The organism is Flexivirga lutea, assembly GCF_054778955.1.
On the sequence record NZ_BAAGZB010000002.1, the window covers coordinates 517,512 to 543,316 of the forward strand.

General features: G+C 69.1%; 18 protein-coding genes and 1 tRNA gene. 9 read left to right on the forward strand and 10 right to left on the reverse strand.

The window, feature by feature from the left end; genetic code table 11:
- Positions 1 to 33: 33 nt before the first annotated feature.
- Positions 34 to 1,602 (forward strand): cation:proton antiporter, encoded by a 1,569-nt coding sequence (locus tag ACYVBN_RS08870; protein WP_460600185.1) that lies wholly within the window; start codon positions 34 to 36, stop codon positions 1,600 to 1,602.
- 12 nt (positions 1,603 to 1,614) lie between these two features.
- Here ACYVBN_RS08870 and icmF read toward each other — a convergent pair whose 3' ends face one another.
- Together icmF and ACYVBN_RS08880 are read right to left on the reverse strand one after the other, a co-directional pair.
- Positions 1,615 to 4,845 (reverse strand): fused isobutyryl-CoA mutase/GTPase IcmF, encoded by a 3,231-nt coding sequence (icmF, locus tag ACYVBN_RS08875; protein ID WP_460600186.1) that lies wholly within the window; start codon positions 4,843 to 4,845, stop codon positions 1,615 to 1,617.
- A gap of 231 nt (positions 4,846 to 5,076) precedes the next feature.
- Positions 5,077 to 5,574: a MarR family transcriptional regulator gene (locus ACYVBN_RS08880; protein ID WP_460600187.1), complete on the reverse strand. Its 498-nt coding sequence runs from the start codon at positions 5,572 to 5,574 to the stop codon at positions 5,077 to 5,079.
- A 67-nt stretch (positions 5,575 to 5,641) separates the two neighbouring features.
- Between ACYVBN_RS08880 and ACYVBN_RS08885 the strand changes: the two genes are divergently transcribed.
- Complete coding sequence (locus ACYVBN_RS08885; protein ID WP_460600188.1) at positions 5,642 to 7,105, forward strand: MFS transporter; 1,464 nt, start codon at positions 5,642 to 5,644, stop codon at positions 7,103 to 7,105.
- 9 nt (positions 7,106 to 7,114) lie between these two features.
- Here ACYVBN_RS08885 and selB read toward each other — a convergent pair whose 3' ends face one another.
- The 3 genes from selB to ACYVBN_RS08900 form a co-directional block, all read right to left on the reverse strand.
- Positions 7,115 to 8,908 carry a selenocysteine-specific translation elongation factor gene (selB, locus tag ACYVBN_RS08890; protein WP_460600838.1) on the reverse strand — a complete coding sequence of 598 codons (1,794 nt, stop codon included), beginning with the start codon at positions 8,906 to 8,908 and terminating at the stop codon, positions 7,115 to 7,117.
- A gap of 1 nt (position 8,909) precedes the next feature.
- Positions 8,910 to 10,208 carry an L-seryl-tRNA(Sec) selenium transferase gene (selA, locus tag ACYVBN_RS08895; RefSeq protein WP_460600189.1) on the reverse strand — a complete coding sequence of 433 codons (1,299 nt, stop codon included), beginning with the start codon at positions 10,206 to 10,208 and terminating at the stop codon, positions 8,910 to 8,912.
- 56 nt (positions 10,209 to 10,264) lie between these two features.
- Positions 10,265 to 10,360 (reverse strand) — tRNA-Sec (locus ACYVBN_RS08900).
- 98 nt (positions 10,361 to 10,458) lie between these two features.
- On the opposite strand from ACYVBN_RS08900, the gene selD reads away from it, so the two are divergent.
- The 7 genes from selD (at position 10,459) to ACYVBN_RS08935 (ending at position 19,606) form a co-directional block, all read left to right on the forward strand.
- Positions 10,459 to 11,448, forward strand: coding sequence for a selenide, water dikinase (selD, locus tag ACYVBN_RS08905; protein WP_460600190.1), 990 nt, complete (start codon positions 10,459 to 10,461; stop codon positions 11,446 to 11,448).
- Between the two features lie 75 nt (positions 11,449 to 11,523).
- On the forward strand, positions 11,524 to 12,114 hold the full coding sequence (locus ACYVBN_RS08910; RefSeq protein WP_440283381.1) for a hypothetical protein: 591 nt from the start codon (positions 11,524 to 11,526) through the stop codon (positions 12,112 to 12,114).
- Positions 12,114 to 15,407: a formate dehydrogenase gene (gene fdh, locus ACYVBN_RS08915; RefSeq protein ID WP_460600191.1), complete on the forward strand. Its 3,294-nt coding sequence runs from the start codon at positions 12,114 to 12,116 to the stop codon at positions 15,405 to 15,407. The genes ACYVBN_RS08910 and fdh overlap by 1 nt, the downstream gene beginning before the upstream one ends.
- Positions 15,404 to 16,333 (forward strand): 4Fe-4S dicluster domain-containing protein, encoded by a 930-nt coding sequence (locus ACYVBN_RS08920; RefSeq protein WP_460600192.1) that lies wholly within the window; start codon positions 15,404 to 15,406, stop codon positions 16,331 to 16,333. The genes fdh and ACYVBN_RS08920 overlap by 4 nt, the downstream gene beginning before the upstream one ends.
- The gene (gene nrfD / locus ACYVBN_RS08925) at positions 16,330 to 17,442 is read left to right on the forward strand and encodes an NrfD/PsrC family molybdoenzyme membrane anchor subunit (protein WP_460600193.1); all 1,113 of its coding nucleotides are present in this window, start codon (positions 16,330 to 16,332) and stop codon (positions 17,440 to 17,442) included. Before ACYVBN_RS08920 ends, nrfD begins: the two co-directional genes overlap by 4 nt.
- Positions 17,443 to 17,502: 60 nt before the next feature.
- Positions 17,503 to 19,029, forward strand: coding sequence for a purine-cytosine permease family protein (locus ACYVBN_RS08930; protein WP_460600194.1), 1,527 nt, complete (start codon positions 17,503 to 17,505; stop codon positions 19,027 to 19,029).
- Positions 19,030 to 19,033: 4 nt separating this feature from the next.
- Positions 19,034 to 19,606, forward strand: a complete 573-nt coding sequence (locus ACYVBN_RS08935) for a cysteine hydrolase family protein (protein ID WP_460600195.1) — start codon at positions 19,034 to 19,036, stop codon at positions 19,604 to 19,606.
- On the opposite strand, the gene ACYVBN_RS08940 is transcribed toward ACYVBN_RS08935, so the two are convergent.
- The 5 genes from ACYVBN_RS08940 to ACYVBN_RS08960 all read right to left on the reverse strand — a co-directional run bounded on the left by ACYVBN_RS08940 (position 19,569) and on the right by ACYVBN_RS08960 (position 25,788).
- Complete coding sequence (locus ACYVBN_RS08940; RefSeq protein ID WP_460600196.1) at positions 19,569 to 20,936, reverse strand: beta/alpha barrel domain-containing protein; 1,368 nt, start codon at positions 20,934 to 20,936, stop codon at positions 19,569 to 19,571. The genes ACYVBN_RS08935 and ACYVBN_RS08940 overlap by 38 nt on opposite strands.
- Positions 20,937 to 22,466: an acyl-CoA synthetase family protein gene (locus ACYVBN_RS08945; protein WP_460600197.1), complete on the reverse strand. Its 1,530-nt coding sequence runs from the start codon at positions 22,464 to 22,466 to the stop codon at positions 20,937 to 20,939.
- Between the two features lie 64 nt (positions 22,467 to 22,530).
- Positions 22,531 to 23,499, reverse strand: coding sequence for a DUF2332 family protein (locus ACYVBN_RS08950; protein WP_460600198.1), 969 nt, complete (start codon positions 23,497 to 23,499; stop codon positions 22,531 to 22,533).
- Between the two features lie 49 nt (positions 23,500 to 23,548).
- Positions 23,549 to 24,328, reverse strand: coding sequence for an amino acid ABC transporter ATP-binding protein (locus ACYVBN_RS08955; RefSeq protein ID WP_440283390.1), 780 nt, complete (start codon positions 24,326 to 24,328; stop codon positions 23,549 to 23,551).
- Positions 24,325 to 25,788, reverse strand: coding sequence for an ABC transporter substrate-binding protein/permease (locus ACYVBN_RS08960; protein WP_460600199.1), 1,464 nt, complete (start codon positions 25,786 to 25,788; stop codon positions 24,325 to 24,327). The genes ACYVBN_RS08955 and ACYVBN_RS08960 overlap by 4 nt, the downstream gene beginning before the upstream one ends.
- Between the last annotated feature and the right edge of the window lie 17 nt (positions 25,789 to 25,805).

A 25,805-nucleotide genomic window follows, 5' to 3' on the forward strand; every position in this document is an offset into this window, starting at 1 on the left:
CCGCACGAGGGCAAGTGAGGTGTCGGAGCCGACATGACCCTGCTGACGATCGCCGTCCTGGTCGCGGGCGTCGTAGCGCTGACGCCGCTGTCGGACCGCATGGGGGTGCCGCAGCCGGTCCTGTTGACCGTCTTCGGGCTGCTGGTCGCCCTGATCCCGGGCCTGACGAGATTCACGGTCTCACCGGAGCTGATCCTGCCGGTCGTGCTGCCGCCGCTGCTGTTCGCCGCCACCCAACGCACGACGGTCCGTGAGTTCCGGGAGAACGCCCGTCCGGTCCTGCTGCTGGCAGTGGGACTGACGTTCGCAACGGCCGCCGCGGTCGCCGTCGCCTCCCACGCGGCCGGTGTCGCCTGGGGTGCCGCCTGGGTGCTCGGCGCCGTGGTGTCCCCACCCGATCCGGTGGCGGCCACCGCCGTGGCCCGTCGGTTGCGCCTGCCGCATCGGCTCGTCACGGTGCTCGAGGGCGAGGGCATGTTCAATGACGCGACGGCGCTGGTGATCTACCAGGTGACGGTCGCCGCAGTGGTCACGTCCCGACTGCGGGCCGATCGGGTGGTCCTGGCGCTGTTGCTCGCCGTGGCCGTGGGGGTCGGTCTCGGCGCTGTCGGCGGATGGTTGACCAAGGTGCTCCTGGCGGCGATCCACGACGGACCTGCCGAGACGACGATCACCGCCGCCATGCCGTTCGCGGTGTACCTGGTGGCCGAGCACCTGCACGGGTCCGGGGTGCTGGCCGTTCTCACACTGGGCCTGTATCTGCGCAGCTACGGCCACCGCGCCATCACCGCCAGCGGCTACGTGCTGGGCCGGTCGGTATGGCGCTTCGCCGACTTCTTGATCACCAGTCTGGTCTTCACGCTGATCGGTTTCGAGTTGACCGGGCTGCTGCGCAGCAGCCACGTCACCGGATCGATGCTGCTGGTGGCCGGCGCGACGATCGGGACCGTGGTGGTCTTGCGGGCGGTCTGGCTCTACCCCGCGGTGCTGCTGGCCCGAAGACGGCAGCTGCGACGCGACGTCGAGGCACCGTACGGCCTGCGGGAGACCACTGTGGTGGTGTGGGCCGGCATGCGAGGTGTCGTCACGATCGCCACGACATTGGCCCTGCCGATGACGATCGCCGACGGTTCTGGTTTCCCGGCACGCGCGACGTTGACCTTCACGGCGCTGTGCTGTGTCCTGATCACCCTGCTGGGCCAGGGATTAACGCTGGCGCCGCTGGTCGCGGCGTTGGGCGTGGCCACGACCGACCGCAGCGCGGACGAGGTCGCCGGCCTGCGCCGCGAGGCGGCCGCCGCGGCCCTGACCTCGCTGCGAGAGAGCACCGACGACGACCTGCCCGAACCTGCCCGCCGGGCGGCGATCGAACAGTACGAGGGCTATCTGGCCGCACAGAGCGCGCTGGAGTTCACCACGTCGGTCGCCGACGAGGAGGATCCCCAACGGCAGGTGCAGGCTCTGCGCCGGGCGCTGTCCCGCGCTGCCGAGGTCGAGCGCGAGACGATCCTCACCGCCCGCCGCACGGGACGGGTCAGCGTCGCCGCCGCAGATCAGGTGCTCGACGACCTCGAGGCCCGCGCCAGCAGCGGACTCAGCTGACAGCCGCCGAACTCAGACGTTGCGGCGGTACTGTCCGCCGACCTCGAAGAACGCCTCGGTGACCTGGCCCAGCGAGCACACCCGCGCCGCGTCCATGAGAACCGCGAACACGTTCTCGCCCTTGGTCGCCGCCTCCCGCAGCCGGGCCAGCGCGACCTGCGCTTCGTCGCGGTGCTCCTGCTGGAAGGCACCGACACGCGTCAGTTGCGACTCCTTCTCCTGCTCCGAGGCACGGGCGAGTTCGACCTTCTGCCGCTGCTCGTCCTCGTGCGGGTTGCGGAAGGTGTTGACCCCGACGATGGGCAGCGACCCGTCGTGCTTGCGGTGCTCGTAGACCATCGATTCGTCCTGGATCTTGCCGCGCTGGTAACCGGTCTCCATGGCGCCCAGGACCCCGCCGCGCTCGGCGATCCGGTCGAACTCCGCGAGCACGGCCTCCTCGACCAGATCGGTCAGCTCGTCGATGATGAACGAACCCTGCAACGGATTCTCGTTCATCGCCAGGCCCCATTCGCGGTTGATGATCAGTTGGATGGCGAGCGCGCGCCGCACCGACTCCTCCGACGGCGTGGTCACCGCCTCGTCATACGCATTGGTGTGCAGTGAGTTGGCGTTGTCGTAGATCGCGATGAGCGCCTGCAGCGTCGTGCGTATGTCGTTGAAGTTCATCTCCTGCGCGTGCAGCGAACGGCCGGAGGTCTGCACGTGGTACTTCAACTTCTGGCTGCGCGCGTTGGCGCCGTACTTCTCCTTCATCGCGACCGCCCAGATGCGTCGCGCCACCCGGCCGATGACCGAGTATTCGGGGTCCATGCCGTTGGAGAAGAAGAACGACAGGTTCGGCGCGAAATCGTCGATGTCCATGCCGCGCGCCAGGTAGGCCTCCACGTAGGTGAACCCGTTGGCGAGCGTGAACGCCAGCTGGCTCAACGGATTCGCGCCGGCTTCGGCGATGTGGTAGCCGCTGATGGACACCGAGTAGAAGTTGCGGACCTGGTTGGCGATGAACCACTCCTGGATATCGGCCATCATCCGCAGGGAGAACTCGGTGGAGAACAAGCAGGTGTTCTGGCCCTGGTCCTCCTTGAGGATGTCCGCCTGCACCGTGCCACGCACCGTCGCGAGCGCCCGCGCCCGAACCTGTTGCGTCTCCTCGGCATTCGGCTCGCGCCCCTCACGCTCGGAGAACTTCGCCAGCTCCTGATCGATCACCGTATTGAGGAAGAACGCCAGGATGGTCGGCGCCGGTCCGTTGATCGTCATCGACACACTGGTCGACGGCGAGGTGAGGTCGAAGCCGTCGTAGAGGACCTTCATGTCGTCCAGCGTCGCGATGGAAACGCCTGAGGTACCGACCTTTCCGTAGATGTCCGGACGCAGATCCGGGTCCCGGCCGTAGAGGGTCACCGAGTCGAACGCCGTCGACAGGCGGGTCGCCGGCTGCCCTTCTGACAGCAGCTTGAAGCGACGGTTGGTGCGGAACGGGTCGCCCTCGCCGGCGAACATCCGGGCCGGATCCTCGTTGTCCCGCTTGAACGGGAACACCCCTGCTGTGTAAGGGAAGTGGCCCGGCAGGTTCTCCCGGCGGAGGAAGGACAGCAGTTCCCCGTCGTCCTGGTACCTCGGCAAGGCGACCCGGCGGATCTTGTTTCCGGACAACGACTCCCGCGCAAGCGTCGTGTGGATCTCCTTGTCGCGGATGGTCACGACCTGCTCGTCGCCGCTGTAGGACTCCACGACCTTCGGCCAGTCGGTGAGTAGCCGGCTCACCGAGCCGGGCAGCACCTCGCCGGCCTCGTCGATCAGGACATTGAGCGCTCCGGGAGCCTTGTCCGCCAGCGCATCCCGGGCCGTCGTCAGATGCTGCACCCGGCGCGCCGCGTCGGCATACCGGCGCGTGTCGGCGTGATAGCCACGCACCGTCTCGCTGATCTCGGCCAGGTAGCGGACCCGCTGCGGCGGCACCACTTGCCGCAGCACCGAGGAGTGCCGCACCGACACCGGCTCGAGCGTCCCCGCGGGCAGCTCCAGGCCCTTCGCGCCGAGCTCGGCGACCAGCTCCTGATAGAGAGCGGTGACGCCGTCGTCGTTGAACGTGGCGGCGGAGGTGCCGAAGACTGGCATGTCCTCGGGTTTCTTGCCGAACGCCTCGCGGTTGCGGACCATCTGGCGGCCGACGTCGCGCAGCGCGTCCATCGCCCCACGGCGCTCGAACTTGTTGATCGCGACCACGTCGGCGAAGTCGAGCATGTCGATCTTCTCCAGCTGGCTCTGCGCGCCGAACTCGGGCGTCATCACGTAGAGGTTGACGTCCGCGAAGTCGATGATCGCGGCATCGCCCTGGCCGATGCCGGGTGTCTCCACGATCACCAGGTCGTATGCCGCGGCGCGCAGCACCGTCAGCACCTCGGCGAGTTCCTCGGGGACCTCCCGACCCCCGCGGGTGGCCAGCGACCGGAAGAAGATGCGCTCGCCGTCCAGGGAGTTCATCCGGATCCGGTCACCGAGCAACGCGCCGCCACCACGGCGGCGCGTCGGGTCGATCGCGACGCACGCCACGCGCAGCTTGTCCTGCTGGTCCATCCGGAAGCGGCGCACCAACTCATCGGTCAGACTGGACTTGCCCGAGCCGCCGGTGCCGGTGATGCCCAGGACCGGGGTCCGGCGGTCCTCGGCGGCGGACCGCAACTGGTCCAGCAGACCCGCACCGAGCGCGCCCTGCTCGGCGCCGCTGATGGTGCGCGCGACGGCCGCGCGATCCCCGGAGATCACCGCCTGCGCGTCGGGACGGGAGACGTCATACACATTGAAGTCGCAGTCCTTGATGACCTGGTTGATCATGCCGACCAGGCCGAGCCGCTGGCCGTCCTGTGGGCTGAAGATCGTCACGCCCGATGCGCGCAGCCGGTCGATCTCCTCCGGCACGATGACACCGCCGCCACCGCCGACGACGCGGATGTGGTCGGCTCCGGCGTCGCGCAGCAGCTGCACCAGGTATTCGAAGTATTCGACGTGGCCGCCCTGGTAGGAACTGACCGCGATGCCCTGTGCGTCCTCCTCGATCGCCGCGTCGACGACCTCCTGGACGCTGCGGTTGTGACCGAGGTGAACCACCTCCGCGCCCTGGCTCTGCATGATGCGCCGCATGATGTTGATCGACGCGTCGTGCCCGTCGAACAGGCTGGACGCCGTGATGATGCGCACCGGGTTCTCCGGGACGTGCAGCTCGGGTGCCTCGGACATGGGATCTCCACTCATCGAGACCCGGTCCGAGGTGGTGCTGTCACTCGCGAGCTCGGCCACACCACCTCAGCCCGAGTCTCCCGTGTTTGTTCAGGATCGGACTCGACATACTCGCCTCAATGGTAGGACGTCCAAGTATTTGCGGTCCAATCGCCGCCGGACACCCGGACACCCGGACGCCACTCTGCGATGGCGGGGTCCCAACAGCCCAGGAGCCGGGGCTACACGAGATCAGGGGCCCGGGTGGACGCCGGCCGCCGCCCGATAGGCCTCCACGAAGGTCGCCAGCGACACCAGGAAGTGCTCGCGCTCGTCACCGAGCGACTGCAACGCCGTCCCGAGCAACCGGATCAGCGCCTCGACGTCGGCGTCATACCGCCGCCGGCCCTCGCCGGTCGCCACCAACAGCGCGGGACCCGAGTCGGCGGCCTGCCGCTCCAGATGGCCGGCGCGCAGCGCTGCGTTGACCTGCCGATTGACCGTCGACTGCTCGAGATTCAGCTCGGTGGAGATGTCGCGCTGCGTCCGCGCCCGACCGTCGGACAGCAACCACAGCAGGCGGAGGTCCGCGGTCGTCAGACTCGTCCGAGCCTCGACCACCCGTCGGTCGACGTCGAACGAGTGCAGGATCGCCGCCGCTCGCTGCGCCGGGGTGAGGCGCGCATTGCGCGCGAGCACGGTCAGCTCGGCCTCCTGGGTGCGCGAGTGCGGCACGTCATCGGTGGTCATGTCGGCATTTTGACAGATGGAGTCATATGCATGCACCATACATATAACAAGAGAAACGTGAGGTCCGATGAAAACCACCGCTGATGCACCACCCGCGCCACCGACCGCGGTCAAACCCCACCTGATCATCGCCGTGCTGTGCTTCGGCGCGCTGTCCGCCGCGCTGATGCAGACACTGGTGCTGCCGATCCAGATCGAGCTGCCCCACCTGCTGCACGCGTCAGCCAGCGACGCCTCCTGGGTCGTCACCGCGACGCTGCTCGGCGGCGCCGTCGCCATGCCGGTCGCCGGACGTCTCGGCGACATCATCGGCAAGCAGCGCGTGCTCGTCGGATCATCGATCGTCCTGGTGGTCGGCTCCATCATCTGCGCGCTGTCCACGACCGTCTGGCCGATGATCGGCGGCCGGTTCCTGCAGGGCATCGCCATGGGCTTCATCCCGGTCGCGATCAGCATGGTCCGCGAAGTGGCGCCGCCGCAGATGGCCTCGACCGCGATCGCCACGCTGAGCGCCACGATGGGCGTCGGCGGCGCCATCGGCCTGCCGCTCGCCGCATGGATCGCGCAGGACTACAACTGGCACGCGCTCTTCTGGGTGTCTGCCGTCCTCGCCGTGTTGATGGTCGTCGCCACCGGGCTGCTGGTGCCCAATGTCTCCGATGGACACCCGGCATCGATCGATGTCGTCGGCGCCGTCGCCCTGGCGATCGGGCTCGTGGCCACTCTCGTGGGCGTCTCCAAGGGCAACGACTGGGGCTGGGCATCGTCCGACACCCTGCTCTGCGTGATCGGCGGGCTCGCGGTGCTGGTGCTGTTCGGACTCTACGAACTGCGCCGCAAGGACCCGCTGGTCGACCTGCGGACCACCGCGCGCCGGCCGGTCCTGCTGACGAACATCGCCGCCATGCTCATCGGATTCGGCATGATGGCGCAGTCCATCGTGGTGCCGCAGCTGCTGGAGATGCCCGCGGCCACCGGCTACGGCCTGGGTCAGTCGATCCTCGAGGCCGGCCTCTGGATGGCGCCCGGCGGGCTGATGATGATGTTCCTCGCCCCGGTGTCGAGCAAGCTGATGACCACCCTCGGCGCACGGATCACCCTGGCGATCGGTGCCGGAGTCATCGGCGCCGGCTACCTGGTGGCGCTGTTCATGATGAGCGCGCCGTGGCAGCTACTGGTGGCCAGTTGCATCAGCATGGCCGGCGTCGGCATCGGGTATGCCGCCATGCCGACCCTCATCCTGGAGAACGTGCCGCCGGCCGAGGCCGGCTCCGGCGTCGGGATCAACACCGTCATGCGGTCGATCGGCACCACGGTCGCCGGCGCTGTCATGGCCAGCCTGCTGACCAGCCAGACCATCACACTGAAGCCGGGCACACCCGCCATACCGTCCGAGGATGCGTTCAAGGTGTGCTTCCTGGTGGGCGCGCTCGCCGCGCTGGTGGGCGGCGCCATCGCCCTGACGATCTCCGGACGTCGTCCCAAGGACTGGGAGCCGGTGGTCGACGAGCTCGCGCTCGCCGACGCCTGAGCCGTCGCTTCACGCCCTGACGCCGGCCCGCACCACGGTGCGGTGTCCGGCGTCGATGCGTCTGGTCCAGCCACGAGCGTCCAGGTGCTCCAGCAGGGGTATGGCGACACGGCGCGTTGTGCTCAGCGCTCTTCGTGCCTCACTGGTGGTGAACACGTCTGGCAATCTAGCCAGTTCACGCATCGCCAAGGCCGGGGCGGTCGGCAGCAACACGACGCCGTCACCCAGTCGCAGCAACCGGCCGAGCCGTTCGGCAGCGGCCAGCGCCTCGCGACCGATGCCGAGCTCGGCGAGTTCGTCGGCCTCCGGTGCCGCGAACGGCGCCTGCCGCAGTCGCTGCTCCAGCGTCGCGACAGCCGTTTCCGCACTGCCCAGGTCCGAGGCGGTGGTGCCGGTCACGACACCTGACTGCCGGGTCAGACCCGCTGCGGCGACCACCACGTCCAGCAACGAGGCGTCCGGGAGGCCCAGCGCGCTGATCGCGGCGCCACGGGTCAGTCCGGCCGACAACGGGTGACGCGCCAGGTCGGCGGCGACCGCGGCTTGCAGCGCCTCGGACCAGCCATCCAATGCCCCCCGGTGGATCCACCAATTGCCGTGCACCACGATGTCCTGCGCGGGGTTCGCCGGCAGCACGATGCCCAGCCGTTCCAGCTGGTCCCGACGGACCGCACCACGCCGCGCCACCTCGGCCCGCAGATCACCGGTCGGGGGACGGTCGGCCAGTTGCCGGGCGCGCCGGGCACCCGCACCACGGCGCCGCAACCGCGGTGGCTCGACGTCCAGCACCCGCACCCCGGCGAACCGACGGGATCCGTTGTCCCGCAAGATCATCCGGTCGCCGAGCGTGGCCGGCACCTCGCGCTCCAGCAGTACGCGGGCGGTCGTCCCGTCGAACGGCCGCAGTCGCGCGGGGACGGCAAGAGTGCCGAAGTGGACCATGAGATGCTCCGGCAACTCGGGCAGCTCAGGGCCCGACCCGCGACGCACGTCGAGCTCAGATGTGAGTTGCCAGGCGTCCGGTGTCAGGAGGGCGTCGCCGCGATGGACGGCGTCCGCTGCGATCCCCCGCAGGTTGACCGCGACCCGGCTGACCGGACCGACGGTCGCGACCGTCGCACCGTGCTGTTGGAGGCCGCGCACCGTGACCGCCGACGCGCCCGCGCCGAGCAGGCTGAGTCGATCGCCGGTCGTCAGGGTGCCGGCGGGCAGCGTTCCGGTGACCACCGTCCCCGCGCCGCGGATCGAGAAGGAGCGGTCGATCCAGAGACGGATCCTGCCCTGCTGCAACGGTTTCGGCGCAGCAGCGAGCATCTCGTCGAGCGTGTCGACCAGCAGCTCGAGCCCGGCACCGGTGTGTGCCGAGACCGCCACCACCGGCGCGTCGTGCAGTCCTGTCCCGGCCAGTTCCTCGCGCACCTGCGCCGTGACGGTGTCGACGCGCTCGGAGGCCAGGTCGGTGCGGGTGATCACCACCACACCGCGTTCGATGCCCAGGGCGCGCAGCGCGTCCCGGTGCTCGGCGGACTGCGGTCGCCAGCCCTCGTCGGCGGCGACGACGAAGCAGACGACGGGCGCGGGCCCGATCCCGGCGAGCATGTTGCCCAGGAACCGCTCGTGTCCCGGCACGTCGACGAAGGACAGCTGGGCGCCCGAAGGTGTTGTCATCGAAGCGAACCCAAGGTCGATGGTCAGTCCGCGGCGCCTCTCCTCGCTCCACCGGTCGGGTTCGGTCCCGGTGAGGGCGCGCACCAACGCGCTCTTGCCGTGGTCGACGTGTCCGGCAGTGGCGACGACATACATGTCAGCTGCCCAGCGCCGCACGGACCGCGACGGTGAGCCGCTCGTCGTCGGACTCCGGCACACAGCGCAGATCGATCAGACACTGACCACCGTGGATGCGCGGCAGCACCGCCGGATCGCCGAGTCGCAGTGCGGTCGCCAGGTTTTCGGGCAGCGCGACAGCCCAGCCGGGCAGTGGCACGCCGGGGGCGCCGCCACCTCCGACTCGTCCGTCGTGCGCGATGACGACTCCTCCGACCGCCGCCGCGAGCGCCTCGGCGCGGCTGCGGAGCCGGTCGGCGTCGGCGTGCAGCGCTTCGGTGGTCGGTGGATGCGGTCCGCGGAGCGTTGCTTCGAGTGCGGCCAACGCGAGCTTGTCGGCCCGGACCGCCCGGGCGAGCGGGTGTTTCGCCATACGGTCGAGGAATGCCTTGCGGCCCAGCGCGATGCCGGCCTGCGGTCCGCCCAGCAACTTGTCACCGCTGGCGGTGACCACATCGGCGCCGGCGACGAGCGTGGTGGTCGCGTCGGGCTCGTCCGGGATGAGCGCGTCCGGCGCCAGCAGCCCGCTGCCCAGGTCGACCACGAGCGGCACGTCGTGCTGCAGCGCGAGGTCGTGCAGTGCATCGACCGGCGCGGCGGACGTGAAGCCATCGACGCGGAAGTTGCTGGGGTGCACCTTGAGGATCGCGCCGGTGCCGGCCCCGATGGCGTCGGCGTAGTCACGCAGATGGGTGCGGTTGGTGGTGCCGACCTCGCGCAGCCGGGCACCGGTGGAGGCGATCAGGTCCGGCAGCCGGAAGCCGGCGCCGATCTCGACGAGTTCGCCTCTGCTGACGATGATCTCGGCATCCTGCGCAAGCGCGGTCGTGGCCAGCACCAGCGCCGCGGCGCCGTTGTTGACGACCAGCGCCTCCTCCGCGGCCGGGCACGCGGCGAGCAGGGCCGCACGCGCCGCCGTGCCCCGTCGGGACCGCTTGCCGGTCGCGAGGGCGATCTCGACGTCGACATACCCCGCGGCCGCGCGGATCGCCTCGACCGCCGCCGGCGACAGAGGCGCACGCCCCAGATTGGTGTGTATGACGACGCCGGTGGCGTTGATCACCGGGCGCAGCTGTGTGGCACCGCCCCGCAGCGACGCTTCCAGCGCCGCGGGCACCTGTTCGGGGTCGATCTCGCCACGGCGGGCCCGATCCTGCGCGGCGACGACGAGGCGGCGCACGGTGTCGGCGCCCAGGTGTGCCGCGGCGGCGGTGACCAGCGGTGACGCGAGGAGCGTGTCGGTGCGCGGGATGCGGCTGCGCGGGTCCTGCGACGACATCGGCACCTCCAGCGGCATGGCAACGTGGCCGGCTCTTCTCGTCGAACGTCACGACCTGGCGGAGACGGACGGGAATCGAACCCGCCAGACCGAGATGCTCGGCCTCACCGGTTTTGAAGACCGGGGGGCCCACCAGGAACCCTGACGCCTCCAGGCGTCAACCTACCGTCCGTGGTGTTCGCTCGCGCGGCACCTCCCGCGCTGCGCGCCGCCGGCACCCGGGCAGCGCGAGCTGTCTACCCTCGATCACATGACCGGCACCCAGACGCTCCGACTCACCACCTTCGCGCACGGCGGCGGCTGCGCGTGCAAGATCCCGGCCGGTGAACTCGAGGACGCCGTGCGCGGACTCGTCGGCCAGACCGGACCGGATGTGCTCGTCGGCGTGGACGACGGCGACGACGCCGCGGTGGTCCGGGTGCACGATGACCTCGCCGTGCTTTCCACAGCCGATTTCTTCACACCCGTCGTGGACTCGCCCTACGACTGGGGCCGCATCGCTGCGGCGAACGCCCTGTCCGACGTCTACGCGATGGGCGGCCGTCCGGTGGTGGCGATCAACCTGGTCGGCTGGCCGCGCGGCGTGCTCCCGATGGAGCTGATGACCGAGGTGCTGCGCGGCGGACTCGACGTCGGCACGCAGGCCGGCTGCCCGGTGATCGGCGGGCACACCATCGACGACCCGGAGCCGAAGTACGGCATGGCGGTCACCGGGGTCGCCGACCCGGATCGCTTGCTGCGCAACGATGCCGGCGTCGCCGGTATGCCGCTGACACTCACCAAGCCGATCGGCGTCGGCCTGCTCAACAACCGGCACAAGCAGACCGGTGAGGTCTTCGAAGCGGCGATCGCGAGCATGACCGCCCTGAACGACGTCGCGGCCCGCGAGGCACTCGCCGCCGGCGTCACGGCCGCGACCGACGTGACCGGTTTCGGCCTGCTCGGCCACCTGCACAAGCTGTGCCGAGCGTCGGGCATCGGCGCGGTGCTCGAGCGCTCCGCGGTCCCCGCCGTCGACGGCGCGCTGGACGCCCTGGCCGGCGGCTACGTGTCCGGGGGCACCCGGCGCAACCTGGACTGGGTGCGACCGCACCTGCAGTCGGCATCGACCATCACCGAGGACGACCTGCTCTTCCTCGCCGACGCCCAGACCTCGGGCGGGCTGCTGGTCGTCGGCGAGTTGCCGGGCCATCCGGTCATCGGCCACACGGTCGCCGGCTCCGGCATCCGGATCAGCTGATCGGGCACCTTCGGCGATTCGAACGGTCCGGTGTGGGTATGACGCTGAGGACCGACAGTCGCGAAGGAGTCGACCATGGGCGCAGATGTCACCCTCCTCGCGTCGCCGTACCTGCCGTTCGCACTGGGCTTCTTCGGGCTCGGCACCGGCTACTTGATCTACGGCCCGCAGGAGTTGTTCGGCTATCCGCCACGTGATGCGAGCGTGGACCGGTCCGTCGGGGTCTGGGGGATCTGGCTTCCCGGATTCTGCCAGTTCGTCACCGGAGTGCTGCTCTTCGTCGGCATGACGTGGTTCCAGGTCTTCCGCGAAGGGCCCGTCTACATGGCTGCCCTGGCGTTCTCGGCATACGGGATCCACTGGTTCGCGATCGGCTGGAATCGCTATCAGGGCAACGACCCCCGCCCGAACGCCGGGATGTGCATCGCGTACATGGTGATCTCCGCGCTAGGAGCGACGGTGTTCTTCCAGGCCGACGACATCCCGGTGTTCATCCTGTTCGTCGGGCTGTTCCTCGTCTACTTCGCGGACTTCTTCGCGTCCCTGGCCATCGAGCTCGGGGAACGCGCCCTCGGGTTGTTCCACACACTGACCGGAGTGTGGCTGATGTATTTGACGTTCGCAGCCACGGTGAACTTCTCCCTCGGCTACCATTGGTGGCTGTGATGGGTCGCGGCAAAACCTTCCTCTCCTGGCCCGTGGTGCGCCAGGCGCTGGGGCCGGACCGGCTGGGTCGCGGCGCCGCCGCCAAATCCGGCAAGGACTGGACGCCGCGCACCGAGTCCGCGGACAAGGTCGTGCAGAGCGTGTGCCCCTACTGCGCCGTCGGGTGCGGTCAGCGGGTTTTCGTCAAGGACGGTCGGGTCACCCAGATCGAGGGAGACCCGGACTCGCCGATTTCGCGCGGTCGCCTGTGCCCCAAGGGGTCGGCGAGTGAGCAGCTGGTCAACTCCTCCACCCGGCAGACATCGGTGCTCTACCGACGTCCCTACGCCACCGAGTGGGAACACTTGGACCTGGACACCGCCACCGACATGATCGCCGACCGGGTGCTCGAGGCCCGTCGGCGCACCTGGCAGGACACCGACGAGCAGGGGCGCATGCTGCGCCGCACCCTCGGTATGGCGCACCTGGGTGGCGCAACGTTGGACAATGAGGAGAACTACCTCATCAAGAAGCTCTTCACCGCGCTGGGCGCGATCCAGATCGAGAATCAGGCGCGTATTTGACACAGCGCCACGGTTCCCAGTCTGGGGACCTCGTTCGGTCGCGGTGGCGCGACGACGTTCCAGCAGGATCTGCAGAATTCTGACTGCATCGTCATCCAGGGTTCCAACATGGCCGAGTGTCACCCGGTCGGCTTCCAGTGGGTGATGGAGGCCAAGCGCAGGGGCGCTCGCGTCATACACATCGACCCGCGTTTCACGCGCACCTCCGCGGTCGCCGATCAGCACGTGCCGCTGCGCGCCGGCAGTGACATCGTCTTCCTCGGCGGGATCATCCACTACATCCTGGAGCAGCAGAAGTACTTCCGGGACTACGTGGTCGCCTACACCAATGCCGCCACGATCGTCGGCGAGGACTACCGCGACACCGAGGACCTGGACGGGTTGTTCTCCGGCTACGACCCCGAGACCGGCACCTACGATCCCGCCAGCTGGAGCTATGAGGGCGTCGAGGCATACGCGGCGGCGGGCAATGCCCGTGCGTCCGCGGCGTCGGCCGACGATCACCGGGACCGTGCGGCCGGTGACACGCACGGCAGCGCCGGTGCGGTCGGGCATGGTCACACCCAGACCGAGCGGGACGAGTCGCTGCAGGATCCGCGGTGCGTGTTCCAGATCCTGGCGCGCCACTACCAGCGCTACACCCCCGAGCTGGTGGCGCAGGTGTGCGGCGTCTCCGAGGAGGACTTCCTGTCGGTGTGCGAGGCGGTCACCGCCAACAGCGGCCGGGACCGCACCACCGCGTGGGTCTACTCGGTCGGCTGGACCCAGCACACGGTCGGGGTGCAATACATCCGTGGCGCGGCGATCATTCAGCTGTTGCTGGGCAACATGGGCCGGCCGGGCGGCGGCATCATGGCGTTGCGCGGGCACGCCAGCATTCAGGGCTCCACCGACATCCCCACGCTGTTCAACATCCTGCCCGGATACCTGCCGATGCCCACCGCCGACCAGCACGGCACGCTGCAGGAATACCTCACGTCCGTCACCAGCGACACCCAGAAGGGCTACTGGACCGAGGCGGCGGCATACACCACCAGCATGCTGAAGTCGTGGTGGGGCAAAGCCGCCACGGCGGACAACGACTACTGCTTCGACTACCTGCCGCGGATCAGCGGCGACCACGGCACCTACAACACCGTCATGCGGATGCTGGACGACCAGGTCGACGGTTACTTCGTGATGGGTGAGAACCCTGCGGTCGGGTCGGCTCACGGCCGATTGCAACGGTTGGGCATGGCGCACTGCAAGTGGATGGTGGTGCGTGACTTCCAGCTGATCGAATCGGCGACCTGGTGGAAGGACGGTCCGGAGGTCCGCTCCGGCGAGTTGCGCACGGAGGACATCGGCACCGAGGTCTTCTTCCTGCCGGCCGCGACCCACGTCGAGAAGGACGGCACGTTCACCCAGACCCAGCGCATGCTGCAGTGGCACCACAAGGCGATCGACCCGCCGGGCGATGCCCGCAGCGAGCTGCACTTCATGTGGCACCTGGGCAACAAGATCCGTCAGCGACTCGCGGACTCCACCGACGAACGTGACCGGCCGTTGCTCGACCTGACCTGGGACTACGGCCAGGAGGGCAGCGACGAGCCGTCCGCGGACGCGGTGCTGCGCGAGATCAACGGATGGCAGGTGAACGCCGACGGCAGCGCGGGCGACCTGCTGTCCAGTTACACCGAGATGAAGGACGACGGCAGCACCGCGGGCGGATGCTGGATCTACACCGGTGTGTATGCCGACGGCGTCAACCAGTCGGCGCGACGCAAGCCCGGGTCGGAGCAGTCCTGGGTCGCCCCCGAGTGGGGCTGGGCGTGGCCGGCCAACCGGCGGATCCTCTACAACCGGGCGTCCGCGGACCCGCAGGGTAAGCCGTGGAGTGAACGCAAGGCGTACGTCTGGTGGGACGAGCAAGCGGCCACGTGGACCGGCCACGACATACCGGACTTCCCGGCGAGCAAGCGCCCCGACTTCCAGCCGGAGGACGGGACCGCCGGGCCGGAGGGGCTGGCCGGCGATGACCCGTTCATCATGCAGTCGGACGGCAAGGGATGGCTGTTCGCGCCGAGCGGGCTGCTGGACGGGCCGCTGCCCGCACACTACGAGCCGCAGGAATCGCCGTTCCGGAACCGCGTCTATGCCCAGCAGTCCAACCCGACCCGCCAGGTGTACAAGCGCAAGGACAACCTGTCCAACCCGTCGGCGGATACGCCCGGTGCCGACGAATTCCCGTTCGTCTTCACCACCTACCGGCTGACCGAGCACCACACCGCCGGCGGCATGAGCCGGTGGCTGCCCTACCTGTCCGAGCTGCAACCACAGTTCTTCTGTGAGGTGTCGCCGGCCCTGGCAGCCGAGCGCGGACTGGTCAACGGTGGCTGGGCGACCATCGTCACCGCCCGCAGCGCCGTCGAGGCGCGCGTCCTGGTGACCGATCGGATGGTCCCGCTCGTCGTGGACGGGCAGACGGTGCATCAGGTCGGGCTGCCCTATCACTGGGGGCAGGGTGGCAAGGGTGCCGTCGTGGAAGGTGACAGCGCCAACGACCTCATCGGCGTGACGCTGGACCCGAACGTGCACATCCAGGAGAGCAAGGCCGGCACCTGCGACGTACGAGCCGGGCGCCGGCCGGACGACAGCCGGGTGCGGCAGCTAGTCGAGGACTACGTGTCCCGGGCAGGGATCACCGTGGAGACCAGCAATACCCGGCACCAGGACCCGGAGGAAGCGTGAGTTCACATCGCCTGTTCGGCCCGCTCGACCCCGCCGCCGACGCCGGCTGGGACCAGCAGGCCCGCAAGGGGTTCCTCACCGACACCTCGGTATGCATCGGGTGCAAGGCCTGCGAGGTCGCCTGCAAGGAGTGGAACGCCATACCGGCAGATCTCGGTGAGGGCCTGACCGGCGACTCCTACGACAACACCGGTGCACTGGGTGCGGACACCTGGCGGCATGTCGCCTTCATCGAGCAGACCGTCCCCGCCGGTCCCCCCACAGTCGACCTGGGTATGCCGTCGGTGGGTCCGCCGCCGGATGCGGCGGATGCGGCGGATGACGAGTCCGGCGCACGTCCGGACTTCCGGTGGCTGATGTCCTCGGACGTGTGCAAGCACTGCACCCACGCGGCCTGCCTGGACGTCTGCCCCACGGGTTCGCTGTTCCGGACCGAGTTCGGCACCGTTGTCGTGCAGGAGGACGTGTGCAACGGCTGCGGCTACTGCGTCCCCGCCTGCCCGTATGGCGTGATCGAGCGCCGGGGCGGCGGCCCGGAGGTCAAGAACGCCGGCATCGCCCAGAAGTGCACGCTGTGCTACGACCGGATCGGTGTCGGTGACATGCCGGCGTGCGCCAAGGCCTGCCCGACCGAGTCGATCATGTTCGGCGACGTCGACGAACTGCGCGAGCGCGGCAGGCAGCGCGTGGCGCAACTGCAGGAGCAAGGTGTCGACAGTGCCCGGCTGTACGGCGCCGACCCGCAGGACGGGGTCGGCGGCACGGGTGCGATGTTCCTGCTGCTGGACGAGCCGGAGGTCTACGGACTGCCACCCGACCCGGTCGTCACCACCCGTGACCTGCCGATGATGTGGCAGCGAGCGGGTCTGGCAGCAGCCGGGCTCGCGACCGGGGTCGTGCTCAGTTTCCTGGGGGCGCGCGGATGAGCACCGCCGGACACGCCGAGAGCAGGTACGGCCGGTGGCCCGACGACGACCAGCCCCGCCGAGGACGGCGCGCGGCGGGGCGGATGCGACGGGCTGCCGGCGCGGGCCGACGGCGCCGCGGCGGCCGCGGCGGTGAGCGTGCGATGGTGCCCGAGGCCGAATTCAGCTCGTACTACGGACGACCCGTGGTCAAGGCGTCGCCGTGGCAGGCCGACATCCCGGCATACTTGTTCACCGGTGGGCTGGCCGGGGCCTCTTCACTCCTGGCGGCCGGTGCGGAGCTGAGCGGACGCCGGGCGTTGGCTCGTAACAGCCGGATCTCGGCGCTGGTGTCGATCGGCGCCAGCACCTATTTCCTGATCCACGACCTGGGCCGGCCCAGCCGGTTCCTCAATATGCTGCGCGTGTTCCGGCCGACCTCGCCGATGTCGATGGGCTCCTGGATCCTTTTCGCCTACGGGCCGGCGGCCGGCCTGGCCGCCACCGCGGAAGCCGTCGCCGCCTTACCGGCCGGCGCCCGCAACGCGCTGCCGGATGTGGCCACCACGGGGTTGCAGTTGGCAGCTCGACCGGCCGGGCTGCTGGCCGCGGTGACCGGCTCGGCGGTCGCGACCTACACCGCGGTGCTGCTCGGGGACACCGCCACTCCGGCCTGGCACGAGGCGTCCGGCCAGCTGCCCTTCGTCTTCGCCGGGTCGGCCGCCAGCGCCGCCGGTGGCCTGGCGATGCTGACCTCTCCGAGGCACGAAGCCGCACCCGCCCGCCGGATGGCGGTCGGCGGAGTGGCCGCGGAGCTCGCGGCATACACCTGGATGCGCCGGTCCATGGGCCTGTCGGCACGCACGCTGGATGAGGGCCGACCCGGGGCGATGTTGCGCGCCGCCGCGGTGACCTCCAGCATCGGGGCACTGGGCACCGTGCTCGGCCGGCGCTCGCGTCCCGTCGCCATGGCGTCCGGCGTGGCGCTGCTGGTCGGCTCTGCGCTGACCAGATTCGGCATCTTCGAGGCCGGGCAGGCCTCCGCCCGCGACCCCAAGTACACCGTGGTGCCGCAGCGCGAGCGAGTCGACGCGGGCCGACAGGTCCGTCACCCCACCGACGGATCCTGACCGCGGAGGTCATCGCCGATCTGGTCGGCGCCGACGCCGCGGATCTGCCATGCTCTCGCCATGAGCACCCCAGCGACCGCAACCGGGCAGGAGGTCCGGCGCCTCGGCGTGGAGACCACCGGCATCGAGATCATCGAGGAGTCCGAGCGCACCGCGCAGCCGCGCGACCTGTTCTGGCCGTGGTTCGCCGCCAACGTGTCGGTGTTCGGGATCTCCTATGCCGCTTTCGTGCTCGGCTTCGGGATCTCCTTCTGGCAGTCGGTCCTCGTCGTACTCGTCGGTGTGGTGGTCAGTTTCGCGCTCTGCGGGGTCATCGCCTTGGCCGGCAAACGCGGCTCGGCACCCACCATGATCCTGTCCCGTGCGGCATTCGGCGTGACCGGGCAGAAGGTGCCGGGCGTCATCAGCTGGCTGACCTCGATCGGCTGGGAGACCTTCCTGACCATCAACGCCACCCTGGCCACGGCGACCGTGATGCGCAAGCTCGGCTGGGGCGGCGGCACCGCGACGAAGATCATCGCCTGCTTCGTCGTCGCGGCCCTCGTCGTCCTCGCGTCCGTCGCCGGCTACCACGTCATCATGCGGCTGCAGTCCTGGCTGACCTGGATCACCGGCATCATCACCGTCGTCTTCATGGTCGTGGCCGCGTCACACATCGAGTGGTCCAAGGTGACGGCGCTGCCCACCGGCAGCTGGCAGCAGACGGTCGGCGCGCTGGTGATGGTGATGACCGGCTTCGGCCTGGGCTGGATCAACATCGCCGCGGACTGGTCGCGCTACCAGCACCGGGACGCCTCCGGCGGGGCGATCGTCGCCTGGAACACCTTCGGCGGTGCCGTGGCGCCGGTGGTCCTGGTGATCTTCGGGTTGCTGCTCGCCGGCTCGGACGGCACGGTCGCCGAGGGCATTCTGAGCAACCCGATCGGTGCCCTCGCCGACATCCTGCCGACGTGGTTCCTGGTGCCCTTCCTGGTCGCAGCCATCCTGTCCCTGGTCAGCGGTGCGGTGCTGGGCATCTACTCCTCGGGACTGACCCTGCTCTCGCTCGGGGTGCGGATCCCGCGTCCGGCCGCGGCCTTCGTCGACGGCGTGATCCTCACCGCCGGCACGATCTACGTCGTCTTCGTGGCGGAGAACTTCGCCAGCCCGTTCCAGTCGTTCCTGATCACGCTGGGCGTGCCGCTGGCTTCGTGGGCCGGCATCATGATCGCCGACATCGTCCTGCGCCAGCGGTCGTATGACGAGAACGATCTCTTCGACTCCGCCGGCCGCTACGGGTCCTGGGACTGGACATCGATCGGCATCCTCTTCGTCACGTCGGTCGTCGGCTGGGGTCTGGTGGTGAACAACTACGCACAGGACGCGTCCTGGAACAACTGGCAGGGCTACCTGCTGCATCCGCTTGGGCTCGGCACGTATGACCCGAAAACTGCCGCCTGGAGCGGCAACTGGGCCTACGCCAACCTCGGTGTGATCGTCGCCCTCGTGTTGTCGTTCGTGGCGGCATACCTCCTGCGGCGCGGCACGGTCGCCCGCCAGGAGGCTTCGACCGAGGAAAACGCAGACCGCGCCGCGGTGGAGGCCTGATCCGATGGACGCCGAAGGCGTTTCGCCCGGCGACGGGTGGCTGGTCGTCATCGATTCGCAGGCGATCTTCGCCGACCCGCAGACCTCACCGTGGGGTTCGCCGATGTGGGCGGGCACGGTGCCGCGGATCCGGGCCGCCGTCGAGGCGTATGCCGGCCGGGTCGTCTTCACCCGCTTCGTCGCGGACGCGCGGCCGCGGGGATCCTGGGTCGGCTACTACCGGGAATGGCCGTTCGCGCAGGTCCCTGACGGCGACCCGCTCTACGCGCTGGTGCCCGAGTTCGCGGATGTGGTCGCCGACGGTGCACCGGTGATCACCGCCCCGACGTTCGGCAAGTGGCCGGCGCTCGCCGAGATCGTCGGCAGCACACCACGACTCACGCTCGCAGGGGTGGCGACCGACTGCTGCGTCCTGTCCACCGCGCTGGCCGCCGCGGATGCCGGCGCCACCGTCCACGTGGCGTCGGCACTGTGTGCCGGGTCCACGCAGGACAACCACGACCGGGCACTCGCGGCCATGGCGCTCTACGGACCGCAGATCACCATCGAGCTGGATCGGCCAGGCAGTCGCGGGTGATCTGCTCGATCGACGTGACGCCGGACAGCGCCATGGTCAGGTCGAGCTCGGCCAGGATCCGCTCCATGACTGCCTCCGCTCCGGCGGCACCGTCCAACGCCAGCCCGTAGAGCCAGGGCCGGCCGACCAGCACGGCCGATGCACCCAGGGCCAGCGCCTTGAAGACGTCCGCGCCGCTGCGGATCCCGCTGTCGAAGAGCACGGGCAGGCGGCCGTCGACGACCGGGGCGATGCTGGCCAGCGCGTCCAGCGAGGCGATCGCGCCGTCGATCTGACGGCCGCCGTGGTTGGAGACGATGATGCCGTCGGCGCCGTGGTCGGTCGCGAACTGCGCGTCCTGCACCGATTGGATGCCCTTGAGCACGATGGGTAACGAGGTCCACTCGCGCAGTTTCGCCAGGTCGTCCCAGGTGAGCGCTGGGCAGGGGAACACATCCAGGAACGTCTCGACCGCGGCACGCGGCAGCGGCGAGCGGAGGTTGTCGCGGAAGCGGCCCGGGTAATGGCGGGTGATGGAGAGCAACGTGCGCACCGCGGCCGGTGTGGGCCGCTCCGCCCCCCGAAGTTTCTCCTCCGCTTCGCTCCCCCGAATGCTTCGCGGGGACCCCGGACTCCTCTCTGCAGTGCTGTACTTGCTTGTAGTAGTCTGCTCCGCCACACGTTTGTGGATGAGTTCCTGGAAGACCGGGTCCGTGAGGTACTGCGCGATGCCCTCCCCGCGGGCGAAGGGCAGGTAGCCGAGGTCGAGGTCCCGGGTCCGCCAGCCGAGCAGGTGAGTGTCGAGGGTGACCACGATCGCCTGGGCGCCGGCCGCCTCGGCGCGCTGCACCAGCGATCGGGCGAGCTCGTCGTTGTTGCTCCAATAGAGCTGGTACCACATCGGATGGGCGCCCAGCTCCTGGGCGGTCTGCTCCATCGGGACCGAACCCTGCGTGGACAACACCATCGGCAGGCCCAGCGATCGCGCCGCTCGTGCGACAGCCAACTCGGCCTCCGGCTGCACCATCTCCAGCACTCCGATCGGCGCGAAGAGCACCGGCGCCGGCAGGTCGTGCCCGAAGAGCGTCACGCCGAGGGAGCGCTCCGAAACGTCCCGCAGAACACGCGAAACGATCGGAAACCGTTCGAACGCAGCAGTGTTCGCCCGGTCGGTGCGCTGCATCCCGGCGCTGCCGGCGACATACGACCACGCCTGCGGGCTCATCCGGCGACGCGCGGCGTCATACAGTGCGGCCGGCTCGACCGGCACCTTCGACTTGCGGCCATAGGCACCTGCCGCGTAGATCGCGCCCTGCACGGCGCGACCGATGCCGGACAGCTCGCGCGCCACTCAGTTGACCTGCTTGTCCTGGTCGGCCCAGAACGGTTGGCGCAGTTTGAATTTCTGCAACTTCCCGGTCGCCGTGCGCGCGAGTTCGTCGCGGAACTCGACCTTCTTCGGCGCCTTGTAACCGGCGAGCGACGCGCGGGCGTGCGCGATGAGCTCGTCCTCGGTCACCCCGCCGTCGGCGACAACGAGTGCGGTGACCAGCTCACCCCACTTCTCGTCCGGTATGCCGATGACGGCGACCTCGCGCACGGCGGGGTGCGACATGAGCACGTCCTCCACCTCGATCGACGAGACGTTCTCGCCGCCGGAGATGATGACGTCCTTCTTCCGGTCGGCGATGACCACCGCGCCGTCCTCGAGGTGGCCGCCGTCGCCGGTGTGGAACCAGCCGCCCGCCAGCGCCGCGCTGGTGGCTTCGGGGTTGTCCCAGTAGGCCTCGAGGTTGTGATTGGTCCGCGACAGGACCTCGCCGCTCTGGTCGACCGACATCCGCACACCGATCGCCGGATAACCGGCGCGGCCTAGTTTGCGGGCCTGGTCGGTGGGCGACAGGTCGGCCCACTCGGCGCGCATCCGGCTCATGGTGAGCAACGGTGCCGTCTCGGTGAGGCCGTAGATCTGGATGAACTCCCAGCCGAGTTCGTCCCGTACCCGTTCGATCGTGCGGGTCGGCGGCGGTGCGCCGGCGACGACGATCCGGGTGCGGTCCCGGCCGGGGATCGGACCGTCCCACTGCTGGGCGCCGTCGAGCGCCGCTGCGACCACGGCCGGCGCGGCGCACATCAGGGTCACGCCGTGCTCCTCGACGCGACGCAGGATCTCCGTGCCGTCGACCTTGCGCAGCACGATGTGCTTGCCGCCCATGCCGGTCACCGCGAACGGCATACCCCAGCCGTTGGCATGGAACATCGGCAACGTGTGCAGATAGGCGTCCTCGTCGGAAACGGTTGCCTGCCAACCGAAGACCGTCGCATTGAGCCAGTTGTTGCGGTGGGTCAGCTGCACACCCTTGGGCCGCGCCGTGGTGCCCGAGGTGTAGTTGATCGTCGCGGTGGCGTGCTCGTCGCCGTCCCACGCGCGCGGCTCCGCCGTGGCGCCGAAGATCTCGTCGTCCGATTCACCGAGCACGAACTTGCGGTTGCAGTCGACCGCGTCGAGCAGGTGGCGTAGTTCGGGGTCGACCATCAGGACCTCGGCGCCGGAATGCTGCACGATGTATTGCACCTCGGGGACCGACAACCGGAAGTTGACCGGCACCAGGATGCGCCCGTAGCCACTGACTCCGTAGAACGAGGTGAGCAGGCGCGCGCTGTTGTGCGACACCACCGCCACGCGGCCGCCCACGGGCACGCCCATCCGGTCCAACCCCGCCGCCTGTGCCCTTGCGAGTTGGGCCATCCTGCGGTAGGTGATCGCGCCGCCGCCGAAAGGCGTTGCCGGCTGGTCGGGTTCGTCCACGATCGCGACGCGGTCGCCGTAGACGGTCTCCGCGCGGTCGAGGAAATCACGGACGATCAGTGGCACTTCCATGTGCGTCCTCCTACGGGTCGAGGTCCGGTCATTCTGGCAACCACAGCTGTATGCCGCCAGGAGATCAGCCGAGTTCGACCACTTCGGCGAGCAGTTCCCCGGCTCGGTAGTGCGTCAGCCTCGTCGCGCGTCGCCGTGGATCGGCATCCCGCAGCACCGGGGAGTCGCTCACCGAACGCAGCACCGCGACGGTGTCGTCCGACACCCAGATCCCCTCCGCGTGCCGAGCTCGCATCAGCTGGTCCATTCGTCCTCGGTCCTCGACCGAGGACAGGAACGACGAGCCGATGACCACGGGCAGCCGTCCGAAGCCGAATCCGTCGGCCGAGACCACCTCGAAGGCGTTCCGCCGGGACACGACGATGTCCTGTTCGTCCACGATCTGCGCAGCGCGGCGCACGCGGGCCTGCGCCTGGACCTGCTCCGGCTCCAACTGCGCCAGCATGCGGTCCAGGACGCCGTCCTGCTGCGGGTGCAGCGGGTGCAGATCGTAGCCGCGACGGGCGGCGATGTGCTGTCCCCGCAACAGATCCGGCTCGAACGCCTCGGCCACCAGCTCGAGTCCGGCGGCCGCGCCGACCGCGACGAGCTCGAGGGTGACCGGTTCGGCATACATGGCCTGCAGGTGCTCGGTCGCCAGCCGCAGCATGCGCACACCGGCCAGCGGATCGTTGAGCGGCAGCGGCGGTTCCAGCAGGCGACGACCGATCGGGCCGCGCCGGTCGCGCAGCAGCTCGGTCCACAGCTGATAGGAGCGCCCGTCGGGTGGCAATGTCCCGTGCAGCACCGGGAAGTAGCCGGCGAGCGGCCGACTCGCTCCGAGGGCGCGCAGTTCCTCACTGGTCGCACGCAACAGCTGCTGCGGCGATCGCCAGTCGGCGAAGTCCAGCCCGTAGGACGTGAACGCGGTGAAGGTCCGGTCGTCCGACCCGGTCTCGGCCCCGGCAAGAGCGCACCAATGCCGGTAGAGCGGACCGGTGAAGACCTCGGCGGCCGCAGCGAATGCGGCGCGGCAGTCGGCGATGTCGATCATGGTCGGTCCAATCTAATAAGCCGGCCGCAGCCGACGACACACGCCCGCGTCATACCTCCAGCATGCGGTGCAGGAAGGCCTGGGTCCGCGGCTGTCGCGGATGATCCAGCACCTCGGCCGGCGTGCCCCGCTCCACCACCACCCCGCCGTCGATGAAGAGCACCTGGTCGGCGACGTCTCGGGCGAAGCGGATCTCGTGCGTCACGATCACCATCGTGCGGCCCTCCCGGGCCAGCTGGCGGATGACGTCCAGCACCTCCCCGACCAGCTCCGGATCGAGCGCCGAGGTGGGTTCGTCGAAGAGCAGCAGATCCGGCTGCAGCGCGAGCGCTCGAGCGATCCCGACCCGTTGCTGCTGACCGCCGGACAACTGGTAGGGAAACTTGTCGGCGTGTTCGGCCAGGCCGACCTTCGCCAGCAGCGCCCGGGCCTGCTCATTCGCCTCGGCCGCGGGGTGGCCCTGTACGACGATCGGACCCTCGGTGACGTTCTGCAACGCCGTGCGATGTGGGAAGAGGTTGTGACCCTGGAAGACCATGCCACTGTGCGACCGGTAACGCCTGAGCACGGACCGGTCGCGCGACCCGAGCCGGCCTCGACGCGACGCCCGGATCGTGGCGAAATCCACTGTGACGTCGGCAATCCGGACCACGCCGCTGTCCGGCCGCTCCAGGGCGTTGAGTCCGCGCAACAGCGTCGTCTTGCCCGACCCGGACGGTCCGATGATCGCCGTCACCGTGCCACGCGGCACGCTGAACGACACGTCCTTGAGGACCTCGTGGTCACCGAACTTCTTGGCCAGTGAGGTGGCCTCCAACAGCTCACTCATGCGACGACATACCTGTTCAGTCGGGTTTCCAGACGACCCTGAAAATGGTTGAGCACGAAGCAGATCACCCAGTAGTAGACCGCTGCGGCGCAGTAGAGCGCGAAATAGCTGTAGGTCGGTGCGGCGGCGATCTGCGCCTGGTGGAAGAGATCGAGCGCGAGGATGGTCGAGGTCAGCGAGGTGTCCTTGACCAGTGAGAGCAGCGTGTTGCCCAGCGGTGGCACCGCGATCCGGGCGGCCTGCGGCAACACGACCCGACGCAGCGAGGTGGGATAGTCCATGCCGATCGTCTCGGCAGCTTCCCACTGCCCGTCGGGCACCGACGAGATGGCCGACCGGACGATCTCCGCGCCGTAGCCGCCGACGTTGAGACTCAACGCGATCGCGGCCGAGACGAAGGTCGAGAATTTGATGCCGATCTCGGGCAGCCCGTAGAAGACGATCACCAACTGCACGAGCAGCGGCGTGCCGCGGATGATCGAGATGAAGACTCGCGCGACCCAGGCCAGCACCAGCACGCTGGAACGTCGCATCAGCGCCACGACGACGGCGATGGCCAGTCCGATGATGAATGCCACGATCGTCAACGGGATGGTGGTCTTCAGCGTTGCCTGCAACATCGGCCAGGCGTTGTCCTTGACCACCTGCCAGTCACTGGTGCCGGACGCCTGCTGCGCCTTGGCGCCGAAGTACTTGTCGTACAGGCGTTGCGCGGTGCCGTCCTGCTGCATCGCCGCGATCTGCTTGTCGATCGCCGGCATGTAGCCGCTGCCCTGGCGAGCGGCGAAGACGGACTGGCTCTTGTCGGCGGTCGTGGCGACGATCTTGACTCCGCTGTCGCCCTTGGTGTTCAGGTAGTTCTTGACGGCGAGCTGGTCGTTGACCATCGCGTCGACCCGCCCCTGGGACAGCGCGCTGATCGCCTTGTCCATCGCCTCGACGCCGACGACGGTGGCGCCATGCTGTGTGGCGACGTCAGCCCAGTTGCTGGTGACGTTCTCCGCGGCCCGCTTGCCCTTCAGGTCCTGCAGCGACGTGATCGACTTGTTGTCCGAGGCGACGACCAGCACCCCGGTCGTGGTGACGTATGGCGCCGACAGGTCGTACTTCGCCTTCCGCTCCGGGTTGAGAGTGACCTCGTTCGCGACCAGGTCGATGCGGTGGGACTGCAGCGCCGAGAACATCGAATCCCACGGCGTCTCGACGAACGTGATCTTGACACCCAGCCGCTTGCCGATCTCCTCGATGTAGTCGACGTCGTAACCGGTCAGCTTGTCGGAGGAGTCGTGATAGCTGAACGGCGGATAGACGCCCTCGGTGCCCACTCGCAGGGTCGACGGCAGCCCCGACGAGGGATCGGACGCGGCATGCGCCGATGGCGCGAGCGCCACGCCGCCGACCAGGAAGAGGGTCGCGAGGAGCGCCGCTACACGAGCAAGCGATAAGCGGATCTTATGCACCGCAAAAGCATACGTGT